Genomic DNA, 13,127 nt, shown 5'->3' on the forward strand with positions numbered 1-13,127 from the left:
ATGGCTATTAAATATTTAAAAAAAGGAAAGACAGCTGCTGACAAAGCAATTGATGATGCTGAGGTTAGTGAAGTTGTCAAAAATACTTTAAAAGTAATTGAAGAAAAAGGTGATTCTGCTGTTAGAGAGTTCTCAGAAAAGTTTGACAATTACTCACCAAAATCATACAAGTTAAGTTCAGCTGAGATTGATGGCCTTATTGCAAATGTGTCTGATAGAGATATGAAAGATATCAAGTTTGCACAGGAACAGGTCAGGAATTTTGCCCAGGCCCAAAGAGACTCAATGCAAGATATCGAAGTTGAAACAATGCCAGGTGTTATTCTTGGACACAAAAATATTCCTGTACAGTCAGTAGGTTGCTACGTACCAGCAGGAAAGTTTCCTATGGTCGCTTCGGCACATATGTCAGTTGTGACTGCTAGTGTTGCAAAAGTTCCTAGAATTGTAGCCTGCACTCCGCCATATCAAGGTGCGCCAAACGCAGCCGTAATTGCTGCAATGCATCTTGGCGGCGCTCATGAAATTTATGTGATTGGAGGTATACAAGCTGTTGGAGCTATGGCTCTTGGAACTGAGTCGATTAATCCAGTAGATATGCTCGTTGGCCCCGGTAATGCATTTGTGGCTGAGGCTAAAAGACAACTCTTTGGTAGAGTTGGTATTGACTTATTCGCTGGACCTACAGAAACGATGGTTATTGCTGATGAGACAGTTGATGCTGAACTATGTGCAACTGACCTTTTAGGTCAAGCCGAACACGGCTATAACTCACCAGCGGTTTTGGTTACGAACAGTCAAAAACTTGCCGAAGAAACACAAGTAGAGATTGATAGAATACTAACGATTCTTCCGACAGCAGATACGGCGGGTGTCAGCTGGGCAGAGTATGGCGAGGTTGTTGTTTGTGATACTTATGATGAAATGCTAGAAGTTGCCAATGATATTGCCTCAGAACATGTTCAGGTTATGACTGACCGTGATGACTGGTTTTTAGATCATATGCATTCTTATGGAGCACTATTCTTGGGTCCAAGAACAAACGTATCGAATGGTGATAAAGTGATTGGAACTAACCATACTTTGCCAACTAAAAAAGCGGGGCGTTATACAGGCGGTCTCTGGGTAGGAAAGTATCTCAAAACGCATAGTTATCAAAAAATAACAACGGATGAGGCAGCCGTAAAGATTGGAAGATACTGCTCTCGACTTTGCATGCTAGAGTCTTTTGTTGGTCATGCAGAGCAAGCCAATATAAGGGTTAGGCGCTATGGTGGTGAAGACGTACCATATGGGAAGGCGGCCCAGTAGTGCATAGAGCCAACCATCTTAAAGAGCTAATAAAGCCTCTAAGATTGAGTATGTATAGTTTTACGGAGGATGGAGTTCGAAGTAGCCTCGAGTCTCTATTTGATGAGGAGGCGATTATTCATCTATCCCACCCTTTTGGAGATATTCTAGGTCCAACTAGTTTTTATAATCAAGCACTTAAACCACTGTTTGAATCAATGCCTGATCTTGAAAGACGAGACTATATCGTTATTGCGGGGAAAACTGAAAAGGATTTGCATTGGGTTGGATGTGCTGGCTTTTACAATGGTACTTTTTTAAAGTCATTTTTAGATATCCCTCCAACTGGACATATTGCACATATGCGATTCCATGAATTTTATTGCTTTCAGGAGGACAAAATAATTGAAGTTCAGGCGTTGTGGGACATACCTGAACTTATGATGCAGTCTGACTCTTGGCCAATGGCCCCAACTCTTGGAAGAGAATGGTGCGTCCCAGGCCCAGCAACAATGGATGGGATTTCAGATAGTCCATATGACCCTGAAAAAAGTGATGCCTCAATGGAGCATATTCTAGGAATGGCTAATGCTATGAAGAAGCATCCCTCTGAGGGCGGTCCTGAGGTCATGAAAATGGATTACTATTGGCATCCCAAAATGAATTGGTATGGTCCCTCTGGAATAGGAAGTGGAAGAGGCATTGAAGGTTTTAGAAACTGGCATCAAATACCATTTTTGAATGCTATGCCAGACAGAGGAAAAGATACAACTTATAGTAAGAGAGATGGTTGGGGGGATCAAATTGGATATCACTTTTTTGGAGATGGAGAATATGCAGCTGTAACTGGCTGGCCAAATATGAAACAAACACTCACTCATGATGGCTGGATGGGTATCGCCCCAAGTAATAAAGAGGTTTTTCTTCGGTCACTTGATTTTTGGAGGTTGGAAGAAGGAAAAATAAGGGAAAACTGGGTCATGATAGATATTCTGGATATCTATAATCAAATTGGTGTTGATGTTCTCGGTAGATTAAGAGAATTTAACAAAGCTAAAAACATAAACGGTAATTGATTTTGAAACTTCCAACTACACCATCTTTTAGATTAGATAATAAAACTGCCCTTATTGCGGGAGCTTCATCTGGCATTGGTCTGGCTTGTGCTGTAGCACTTGCGGATGCAGGCGCTGAGGTCGTCTTGGCATCAAGAAATATTGAAGCTCTTCAAAAAGCTTCTGATGCAATACAATTAAAGGGCAATAGTGTTGAGGCTGTTCAGCTGGATATTGCTGATACAGACGCAATCGAGCTTTTTTTCAAAAATCAAAAGCCCTTTGATATCCTTGTAAATAGTGCTGGCATGGGTCGTCATTCACCTTCATTAGAAACCTCTACTGAGGATTTTGATGAGGTCATGGATGTCAATCTCAGGGGTGCTTACTTTTTGACACAAGCAGTAGCAAGAGGGCTGATAAAGGCAAAAAAACCAGGCTCACTAATTAATATTTCTTCTCAAATGGGACATGTTGGCGGAGTAGACCGAGCGGTATATTCTGCTTCAAAGCATGCTGTAGAGGGCTTTACAAAGGCCATGGCAATTGAATGGGGAGGCCATCAAATTAGGGTCAACACAATTTGTCCAACATTTATCCGAACGGCGTTAACACAATCTACATTTGATAATCCTGAACGCAAAAAGTGGATTGAAGAAAAAATAAAACTTGGACGTGCAGGTGAAGTTGAAGATATTATGGGGGCAGTGGTATTTCTAGCCTCAGAGGCATCTGGCATGATTACAGGTTCAGCATTGATGATTGATGGGGGCTGGACAGCGGACTAATGAGCACTCAAAAAATTACATCAATGGAGGTAGCAAAATTAGCTGGTGTAAGCCAGTCTGCTGTTTCAAGGGTCTTCACACCTGGTGCTTCATCCTCTAAGAAAACAAACGAGCTAGTTCGTAAAGCAGCAGCAGAATTAGGATATAGGCCCAATGTTTTAGCGCGTTCATTAATCACAGGAAAGTCTCGAATGATTGGGCTCGTAGTGGCATATTTGGATAACTACTTTTATCCAGAGGCTTTGGAGTTACTCTCAAGTGCTCTTCAAAAGAAAGGTTATCACGTTTTAATTTTTATGTCTGGAAACAAAGAGGGTGACATTGCTGATGCGGTAGATGAAATTTTAGATTATCAAGTTGATGGCATTATAGCTGCTTCGGTTTCTATGTCCTCAGACCTTGCTAAGAGATGCACCTCTGCAGGTGTTCCAGTTGTTTTATTTAATCGAACTCAAGATGATGATAGGCTATCGGCGGTAACCTCTGATAATTTTCAAGGTGGTCAGAAAGTTGCTAGATTTCTTTTGGCAGGTGGGCATAAGCGTATTGGATATATTGCTGGTTGGGAGGGGGCATCGACTCAACGAGACCGAGAAAAAGGCTTCACTGAAGAACTAGTTAGAAATGGACAGGAATTATATGCAAGAGAAGTGGGTAACTTTAATTCTGATGAAGCCAAACAAGCGGCGCGAACAATGTTTTCTAAACAAAATTTTCCAGATGCAGTATTCGTTGCTAATGATGCTATGGCAATTGCAGTAATCGATGTTATTAGGTTTGAGCTAGGATTACAAGTCCCTGAACAAGTTTCTGTCGTTGGTTATGATGATGTGCCTATTTCCTCATGGCCTGCTTATGATCTAACAACAGTTCGACAGCCAGCCAATCGAATGGTAGCTGAAACGGTTTCAATTCTTATTGAGAGCATTGAAAATAAAACAACAACTGCTAGAAGAGTTGAAATTGATGGACCACTAATGGTTAGGGGTTCTGCAAAAATTTCTGATAAATAGGAGAGAATAGAATGAAAGGGTTTGATTCACAATATGCTAATTTTCCTGACTGGATTAATGGCATTACTCATGAAATTTGGGAAGAAAGGGGTATTGATAAGCTCCTTTACTTGTACTCAGATGATATTATTTTAAGGGCCCCACCCTCCCTTGTGATTGGAAATAAGACGGTTATTGATGCAACAAAAGCAACATTATCAGAATTTCCTGATCGTAAGTTATTAGGAGAAGATGTAATTTGGTCAGGGACACCGGAGACCGGTATGTTGTCCTCACATAGAATTATTTCTACAGCTTCTCATCTGGGAGATGGCTCATTTGGGAAGGCAACAGGTAAGAAGGTTGTTTTTAGAACAATCGCAGACTGTCATGCTATTAACAATCAAGTAAATGATGAATGGTTAATTCGAGATCAGGGCGCTATTGTTCGCCAGCTTGGAATGATGCCAAAGGATTTTGCAAGAGATCAAATAAATCTCGAAGGCGGCATAGAAAAATGCAACCATCCATTTAATGATTCTATGGACAAGAAAGGCCCCTACATCGGCAATGGGAATACGAATGCGTGGGGTGAAAAGTATGTCGATATACTTAATCGTATTATGAACGATGACGCTTCGGTTTATAGATCTGAATATGATCGTGGATGTCATCTAGAATACCCAGGAGGGGTATGTGGTCATTCGTATGTGGATGCTGAAGAGTTTTGGAGAGGGCTACGCTCTTCTATGCCAAGCGCAGTTTTAACAGTCGAACATCAAATTGGACGTGAAGATAGTCACCTCTCTCCCAGAGCTGCAGTGAGATGGAACCTTAAAGGCAAGCATGATGGTTGGGGTATTTTTGGTGAACCTACTGGTGCTGACTTATATGTAATGGGCGTTTCACATGCAGAATTTGGACCTTGGGGGCTTAGGAGAGAATATACACTCTTCGATGAAACAGCAATCTGGAAACAAATCATCATTAAGACAGGTTAAAAAATGACCCTAGAAGAAATGGAAAAATTTATTGTTCGGTATTCAGACTTGAAGCCTTGCAAGACCGCTTTCATTGATGCCCATACACCAGGATCTGATCAAAAAGAAAACTTTACTATTATAGGTGGTGGCGTTTCAGAAAGTCGAGACCAGCATGTACATATTAATGAAACTCCAGGTTTTAATATAGGTGCGGCTGGACAACCACCTGGTTGCAAGAACTCTTTGCATACTCACACAACTGCTGAAGTCTTTTATGTGCTCAAGGGAAGCTGGCGTTTTTTCTGGGGACGCTATGGTGAAGATGGAGAATTGTTTGCAAATGAAGGCGACTTGGTGAATATACCAACAGGGATATTTAGAGCCTTTGAAAATGTTGGAGATGGCTATGGAATGTTAATGGCCATTCTTGGTGGCGATGATGCAGGGGGTGGTGTGACGTGGGCCCCTGAGGTGATTAATGACGCTAAGGATTTTGGGCTTCTGCTTGGAGATAATGGAGTCTTATATGATACAAAAAAAGGAGAGTTGCTCCCAGAGCATATTGCGCCCATGCAATTATTAACTGATGAAGAGCTTAGAAACTTCCCAAAGGTTTCGACAGAAGCGTTTATGAGTAATTTTTTTGTAAGTGCATCAGACTTATCTCACCACTCTAAAGACACACCACTTAAGGTCATAGGAGCTAATGGTCTTTTGAAAGATAAGCCAGGGTTTGAGGTGGATTTCATTTCGAATGAGACCTTTGTTGACGAAATGCACTCGCCCAGCCAATACGAAGTCAACATGGTTATGAGAGGCGAATGGACTCTCGAGTGGGACGGAAATTCAACTCGCATTTCTGCTGGAGATACTTGCTTAATTCGCCCCGACTTATCCTACAAGATGACCCCTATTGGTTTAGATGAAGCGAGCTTATTTAAAGTTACAAAAACAAACGACCCAGCAGGGTCAACTTGGAGAGAATAGTTTAATTTATAAAGGAGAATTAATTGAGTAGAATTTTAACGAGCCATGTAGGTTCATTGCCAAGAGGTCAAGAGGTTGTAGATTATATTTTTGCAAGAGAAAATAATCAAGAATATGATGAAAAAAGTTTTGATGCATGCATGCAAAACAACGTTTTGACTACAGTTGAAAAGCAAAAAAAAGCGGGCATTGATATTGTGAGTGATGGAGAAACCTCAAAAATATCATACGCAACTTATGTTAAAGACAGATATACGGGATTTTCTGGAGATAGCCCTAGAAATGCTCCAGAAGATCTGAAGCTCTTCCCAGGATTTTTAAAAAGACTTTCTGATGATGGTGGAACGCCTCAATATGCTAGGCCGATGTGCACAGGTGAAGTTAAATCAAAAGGACAGGGGGAACTTCAAAAAGATATTTTAAACTTAAAAAAAGCAATGTCTGTAAATGACGTTCAAAGAGGCTTTATGAATGCGGCGTCACCTGGCGTCATTTCTTTATTTTTGCAGAATGATTACTATCCAACTCGAGATTCATATTTAGCAGCACTGGCTGATGCAATGAAAGATGAGTATGAAACAATTGTCGCATCGGGCTTAGACTTGCAGCTTGATTGCCCTGATCTTGCTTTATCTCGGCATATGCTTTTCAGTGGTCTATCTGACTCTGAATTCATAAAGATTGCAGAATCACATATGGAGGCACTGAATCATGCCTTATCGAATGTTCCAGAAGAAAAAGTAAGAATTCATATTTGTTGGGGTAATTATGAGGGACCTCATTGCTGTGATATTGATATGAATAAAGTTTTTGGAACATTGATGAAAGCAAAGGCTCGATATACTTTATTTGAGACATCAAACCCTAGACACGCGCATGAATGGACAGTTTTTCGAGATCGTAAAAGTGAAATACCTGATACTAAAATACTTGTTCCAGGTGTTGTAGACACAACAACTAACTTTATTGAGCATCCTGAGTTGGTGGCTGAACGAATTAATAAATTTGTCAATATAGTCGGAAAAGAGAGAGTCATTGCGGGTTCAGACTGCGGTTTTGGTACTTTTGCAGGTTTTGGTGCAGTGGATCCAGACATTGCATTTGCTAAGCTAGAGTCACTATCCGAGGGTGCTAAGATTGCGAGCAATCAATAGTGAAGACTCTTGTTATGATTCCTGGAATGATGTGTGATGAACGTATTTTTGCACCACAAATTGAAGGACTTAGCGATTCAATAAGGATTATTGTCGCAGATATTTCTGGACATTCAACTGTTCAGGACTTAGCAGCTGAAGTACTGAAAAAATCACCACCCAAGTTTCATCTCTTAGGTCATTCTATGGGAGGTATTGTCGCTATGGAGATGTACGCCCAGGAGCCCAATCGAATTGAAAAGTTGGTGCTTATGGATACCAATCATAAAGCGGAGCTTGAAGAGGTTAAAGCAATGAGAGACCCTCAAATGAAGGCCGCAAAGGAAGGCAAGCTTGTTGATGTCATGCGTGATGAGATGAAGCCTAACTATTTAGATGCTAGTGATAATCGAGAGAGTATCCTCCATACCTGTATGGATATGGCTAAATCGATGGGCCCAGAAGTATTTATAAATCAATCAAAGGCCTTGCAAACAAGAGTAGACCAACAAAGCACATTGCGCTTAATTGCGGTTCCAGTATTGGTGATATGTGGCTCCAACGATATATTATGTCCAGTAGAAAGGCATGAGTTGATGCATAGTATAATCAATGATTCAGAGTTAAAAATTATTAATAATGCTGGCCATATGCCTTCATTAGAGCAACCAAAAGAGACAACCGAGGTATTAAAAAAATGGCTAAATTAGATCCAGAATTACTCACACTCCTTCGCTCAGTTGATACGCCAACGGTCTGTAACGCTATCGAAGTTGCTCAATGTAAAAGGGGTTTTTCAAAGTTTACACGAGGCACAATGATTTGCTCAGATCCTGAAGGTGGGTCTATAGTTGGTTTTGCCAAGACTGCAAAAATTGCTGCACTTGATCCACCGACCGAAAATCAAGATATTATTAAAGAGCGCAGAATGAATTACTACCGATATATGTCCGAGGTTGATGGGCCAATGGTCACTGTAATTGAGGATGTTGACTATCCTGATTGTATTGGTGCTTATTGGGGTGAGATTAATACAAAAGTTCACAAAGGGTTTGGACTATCAGGAACTCTAACAAATGGAGTAATGAGAGACTTAGGGGATCTTGCTGAAGCCTTTCCAGTTGTTGCAGGATCGGTTGGTCCTAGTCATGGTTTTGTCCATGTGCGTGAGATAGATACCCCTGTAAATATCTTTGGTATGACTGTGGCACCAGGCGACTTAATTCATGCTGATCGTCATGGAGCTGTTGTAATTCCTTCTGAAGTTATACCTATTTTGAAAGATTCAATTCACAAGTTGTTTGCATCTGAGAGACTCATATTAGATCCTGCAGAAAAAACAGAATTTAGTTTTGATGATTTTCAAAAAGCATGGGAGGATTTTGAAAAATCCCGCACCTAGTTTTAAAACATTTATGCACCAAGTTGATCTAAAGATTATCTAATTTAAAAGAAAAAATTATGTCAATAAATGACCGTTCACTCTATTTCAAATATGCAAAGGCATTGAGCCATCCGGGAGACTTCTCTTCGAACATTGCGAGTTTTTACAGTGAGGATGCTGACATTAATGTTGTCCACCCTTTTAATCAGCTGGCTGGTGCAGATGCCTACCTCAATGAATTTTTATTGCCACTTCAACACTCATTTAAAGGCCTTTATCGGCGAGATGACATCTTCATGGCTGGAGAATTTGAGGGACAAAATTGGATCAGTTCAACTGGTTATTATGTAGGGCAATTTGTAAGAGATTGGATTGGCCTTCAAGCCACGAAAACGCTTAGTTTTATTCGCTATGGTGAATTCCACCGTATTGAGAAAGGCCAAGCTGTTGAAAGCTATATCTATCTAGACATTCCAGAACTGATGATTGCCTGTAATCAGTGGCCTTTGGATATGGGGCCAGGGCATTCGCGAGGATACACCGGGCTAATTCAAGGGCCTGCATCACGAGATGGCGTCCTCAAAAGTTATTCTGACCCTGTCGAAGGCCAGCAAAGCTATCAAATTGTGACTGATATGCTTGACAAATTAGCGACAAAGGATGAGGCGTGGCGTCCCTATTGGCATAAGAATATGATGTGGTATGGGCCGGGTGCGTTTGGCTCTTTTATTGGCGTTGACGAGTTCGCTTCATTTCAGGTTCCATTTGAATCTCAGTTTGAAGGATGGTCAGGTGGAACAAAAAATAATGGCTTTACAAAACACTTTACAAGATTTGGCGAGGGTAATTACACCTGTTCAGGGGGCTGGCCATCCTTGACCGGTATCAACGTCAAACCCTTCCTAGGACAAGGCCCAAGCAACGAGCGAGTTTTTATGCGTGTCTGTGATTGGTGGCGGCGTGAAAATGAGCTTTTAGTGGAAAATTGGGTGTTTGTCGATGTACCAAATCTTTTATTGCAGTTGGGATATGACCCACTCCCGAATTGGCAGAAGTAGAGTGGCTTTAAAAAATAATTTTTAGGTACTTAGGCATTACTATTTATTGTTAGGATTTAAGTTATTAAGATATACTATTTACTGAATACGAATGCAAAATGATAGCTCAAAGATATTTTACTGTGTTATAATAATTTGCAATCGTATGCAAAAAAAGTTTTAAGGTTTCATATGATGTATTATTAATGAGTATTTAATTGAAAAAAAGGAGTGATATTATGTTTTTAAAAAAGGTAGCTACAGTTGTAGCTCTTACTACTCTAGCTTCAAGTGCCTGGGCAGGTTGCGGGATTTCTGAAGGAAGAGTAAGTATTGTTGGTAATGAGTTCCCAGCGATCCAAACTATTGGAGCGGGAGCAATGGAATGTGCTGGTGATGGCGTTACAGTTGAAACAAACTTAACAGCTGATCATCAAAAAATTAATCTTCCTGGTATGACTGGTAATCCAGCTGAATTTACATCAGCGATTGTTGCAAACTCGTCTATTGTTGCACTAATGAACAATGATGTGATTAGACCTTTGAATGATCTTGTTGAAAAACATGGACAAGGTCTTCAGAAAAGCCAGTTAGTTACAATTGATGGAAATATTATGGGTATTGCCTTTATGGCGAACGCTCAACACCTTACATATAGATCAGATATTTTGGATCAGTTAGGAATTGCGGCTCCAACTACCTATGAAGAAATGTTAGAAGCTGCTGGAAGGATTCGTTCGAGTGGTTTGATGAAGAATCCAGTTGGCGGTGCTTATGCAGCGGGTTGGAACTTAGCTGAAGAATTCGTCAATATGTACATTGGCCATGGCGGTGAGTTCTTTAAGCCAGGAACAGCTGAAATTGCTGTTAACAACCAGCATGGTTATGACACACTTAACATGATGAAGCAGTTATCTCACTTCATGAACCCAGACTACCTAACGCATGACTCAAACGCAACAAGTGCTGAATGGAAAGCTGGTAATGTTGCACTTATGAATATGTGGGGATCACGTATCGGCGCTCTTAAAGGTGACGAGGTAGATGCCGCTGTAGTCGCTGCAACAGCTACTGCTGGCCCTATGACAGTTGGTGGTGGTTCAACTGCAGCTTCAACCCTTTGGTGGGATGGATTTACTGTAGCCAAGAACATTTCAGATGCAGATGCAGAGGCTACTTTTATGGCTTTGATGCATGCAATTCGTCCAGAAATGTTGAACGAAACGACTGCACCACAAGCTGTTTGGCTAATTGATGGTTATGAGCCTACTCCAGCTGCTGCAGGTGTATTTGCTGCTGCTGCAATGGGAACTAAGCCTTATCCAATGTTGCCATATGCAGGCCTAATGCATTCAGCTGCAGGTTCTGAATTAGTTGACTTCATGCAAGGCAAAGAAACTGCTGAGCAAGCTTTAGCTGGTTTAGAAGCCGCATACACAACAGCTGCGAAAGAAAAAGGTTATTTATAAGCTTTTATAAGTTGTTTATCTCCTAAGATTAGGGCGTGTGTTATACATGCCCTTTTCTTTTTTTGTATAATTGAGTTGATCTAATCTTGTTATTTCCATATGAAGCATAAGACTTTTTTCTGGTTCTTTTTACCTACAGCCTTAGCAATGTTTTTGTTCATTGCCCTGCCCTTAACTTCGATTGTAAGTCAATCACTTCATACTCCTCATGATGCGGTTCTGGTTGTTGTTGAATCGTGTGATCCATTTGGTTGTAAATCTGAAACAACGATTGATCATGAGGCGAGTAAACAAATCAAAGAGGAGCAGCCAAAAGGCAAGTGGGTTGGATTTCAAATCTATACTGATAGAAACCATCTAGCCTTTAAAGAGGTCGGTGAGCTTTGGGAGAATAAGACAAACTTAATTGATTTTGTGTCAGGTCTTAATAATCTTCCATTCTATAGAGCAATGGGATTTACGATAACTTTTGTCTTAGTGGTAACACCATTAGTTATATTATTTGGATTGATAATTGCACTGGCAGTCAACTCGCTGCATCGACATCTTAAAGGGCTTATGGTTTTCTTTTCATTGCTACCAATGATTGTAACTCCTCTAGTTGGTTCGTTGATTCTGTTTTGGATGATTGATTCACGAGGTATTATTGGTTCAGGACTCCAAGAATTATTTGCAGATCCTAATCTGTCATTAAAGGCATCAACTGGCCTAACTTGGATAACACTCATTGTATATGGTGTTTGGCATTCTGCCCCCTTTGCCTTCATAGTTTTTTATGCTGGACTCCAGACTGTTCCGCAAGAAACTATAGAAGCAGCAATGATTGATGGAGCCTCTCGTTTACAGCAAACTTATCATGTCGTTGTGCCCCATTTATCTCCATTAGTAGCTTTTGTTGCTTTAATTCAACTGATGGATAATTTCCGAGTATTTGAGCCAATAGTTGGTTTTAGTGCCTCGGCACATGCGACCTCTCTTTCATGGATTATATGGAATGATATTGGTCAAGAAATCAGGCTTATGTCATCCGCTGCCACAACATCAGTGTTGACAATAATTGGTGTCATCATACTTCTAATGCCAGTTTTGATTAGAACATGGCGTGAATTCAATCCTCAGAAATAATATGACTTCAAATCAAATAAAAAGACCACTAGCACTCCAGATATTAATATATGGCTTTGTATTGTTCTGGTTTATTCTGGCAGCTTTTCCATTTATGTGGACTATGTGGGGTTCATTCAAAGTAGAGCTGGATTTTTTCTCTAAGTTAGACTGGACTAATGTTTTTTCTGGGGTAAGAACGCAAGTAGTACATGGAAAGTCTTTTACAGGCGCAGGTTATGATGGGGCGTGGATCCAAGAAGAGTTTTGGCGCGCTTTTCTTAATACAGCGATAGTTTGTTTTTGTACGGTACTCACATCATTAACGCTTGCAACTTTAGGTGGCTATGCCCTTTCAAGGTCTGGTTTTCGTTATTCATTTTGGCTATTAATAATTGCACTTGTTTTTCGTGCATTGCCCCCAATCACTCTTGTTTCAGGGTATCTACAACCCTTCTATGACTGGAATGTTTGGGGAACACTTCCGACCACTATTATTGTTTTAGTGGCTATAAACCAGCCATTTACATTGTGGATGCTGCACTCATTTTTTCAAACAATTCCGAAAGAGCTTGATGAGAGTGCAAAGGTAGATGGCTGTAGTCAGTTCCAAGCATTTCGACATGTCATTATTCCAGTGATGTGGCCAGGAGTTATTACTGCTGGTCTCTTCTCATTTCTTTTGGCATATAATGATTTTGCTGTTACAGGGATACTGCTATCTCAAGAAAACCAAACCATGGTCCCTAAAATTGCCAGCTTTATGGGCACTACTCAAACAGAAGGTAATATTATGTTTGCGGTTGCAGCAGTTGTATCCTCCATAATTCCATTGTTTATTCTGGTTATGTTTTTTCAAAGACAGCTTGTTAGTGGACTAACAGCTGGTGCAGTGAAGGGCTAGT

At 40.6% G+C, this 13,127-nt stretch carries 13 protein-coding genes; all 13 read left to right on the top strand.

Going from position 1 to position 13,127, the window contains the following annotated elements; genetic code table 11:
* Complete coding sequence (hisD, locus tag W908_RS00390) at positions 1 to 1,311, top strand: histidinol dehydrogenase (RefSeq protein ID WP_020026423.1); 1,311 nt, start codon at positions 1 to 3, stop codon at positions 1,309 to 1,311.
* 50 nt (positions 1,312 to 1,361) lie between these two features.
* Positions 1,362 to 2,366: an ester cyclase gene (locus tag W908_RS00395; RefSeq protein ID WP_053819490.1), complete on the top strand. Its 1,005-nt coding sequence runs from the start codon at positions 1,362 to 1,364 to the stop codon at positions 2,364 to 2,366.
* Positions 2,363 to 3,133, top strand: a complete 771-nt coding sequence (locus tag W908_RS00400) for an SDR family NAD(P)-dependent oxidoreductase (protein ID WP_053819491.1) — start codon at positions 2,363 to 2,365, stop codon at positions 3,131 to 3,133. The genes W908_RS00395 and W908_RS00400 overlap by 4 nt, the downstream gene beginning before the upstream one ends.
* Positions 3,133 to 4,146: a LacI family DNA-binding transcriptional regulator gene (locus tag W908_RS00405; RefSeq protein ID WP_053819492.1), complete on the top strand. Its 1,014-nt coding sequence runs from the start codon at positions 3,133 to 3,135 to the stop codon at positions 4,144 to 4,146. Before W908_RS00400 ends, W908_RS00405 begins: the two co-directional genes overlap by 1 nt.
* 11 nt (positions 4,147 to 4,157) lie before the next feature.
* Positions 4,158 to 5,126 carry a nuclear transport factor 2 family protein gene (locus tag W908_RS00410; protein ID WP_053819493.1) on the top strand — a complete coding sequence of 323 codons (969 nt, stop codon included), beginning with the start codon at positions 4,158 to 4,160 and terminating at the stop codon, positions 5,124 to 5,126.
* 3 nt (positions 5,127 to 5,129) lie between these two features.
* A complete protein-coding gene (locus W908_RS00415; protein ID WP_053819494.1) occupies positions 5,130 to 6,095 on the top strand; it encodes a cupin domain-containing protein in 966 nt (321 codons plus the stop codon).
* Between the two features lie 23 nt (positions 6,096 to 6,118).
* Positions 6,119 to 7,249: a cobalamin-independent methionine synthase II family protein gene (locus W908_RS00420; protein ID WP_053819495.1), complete on the top strand. Its 1,131-nt coding sequence runs from the start codon at positions 6,119 to 6,121 to the stop codon at positions 7,247 to 7,249.
* Positions 7,249 to 7,938 (top strand): alpha/beta fold hydrolase, encoded by a 690-nt coding sequence (locus tag W908_RS00425; protein WP_053819496.1) that lies wholly within the window; start codon positions 7,249 to 7,251, stop codon positions 7,936 to 7,938. Before W908_RS00420 ends, W908_RS00425 begins: the two co-directional genes overlap by 1 nt.
* Positions 7,926 to 8,630, top strand: coding sequence for an RraA family protein (locus W908_RS00430; protein WP_053819497.1), 705 nt, complete (start codon positions 7,926 to 7,928; stop codon positions 8,628 to 8,630). The genes W908_RS00425 and W908_RS00430 overlap by 13 nt, the downstream gene beginning before the upstream one ends.
* 59 nt (positions 8,631 to 8,689) lie before the next feature.
* The gene (locus W908_RS00435) at positions 8,690 to 9,670 is read left to right on the top strand and encodes a nuclear transport factor 2 family protein (protein WP_053819498.1); all 981 of its coding nucleotides are present in this window, start codon (positions 8,690 to 8,692) and stop codon (positions 9,668 to 9,670) included.
* Between the two features lie 218 nt (positions 9,671 to 9,888).
* Positions 9,889 to 11,118, top strand: coding sequence for an ABC transporter substrate-binding protein (locus W908_RS00440; RefSeq protein ID WP_053819499.1), 1,230 nt, complete (start codon positions 9,889 to 9,891; stop codon positions 11,116 to 11,118).
* Positions 11,119 to 11,217: 99 nt separating this feature from the next.
* Positions 11,218 to 12,243 (top strand): carbohydrate ABC transporter permease, encoded by a 1,026-nt coding sequence (locus tag W908_RS00445; protein ID WP_020028696.1) that lies wholly within the window; start codon positions 11,218 to 11,220, stop codon positions 12,241 to 12,243.
* Position 12,244: 1 nt separating this feature from the next.
* Positions 12,245 to 13,126 carry a carbohydrate ABC transporter permease gene (locus tag W908_RS00450; protein WP_053819500.1) on the top strand — a complete coding sequence of 294 codons (882 nt, stop codon included), beginning with the start codon at positions 12,245 to 12,247 and terminating at the stop codon, positions 13,124 to 13,126.
* Position 13,127 lies beyond the last annotated feature (1 nt).

Origin of the sequence: Candidatus Pseudothioglobus singularis PS1 (assembly GCF_001281385.1) — a bacterium.
GTDB classification, from domain to species: Bacteria; Pseudomonadota; Gammaproteobacteria; order PS1; family Pseudothioglobaceae; genus Pseudothioglobus; species Pseudothioglobus singularis.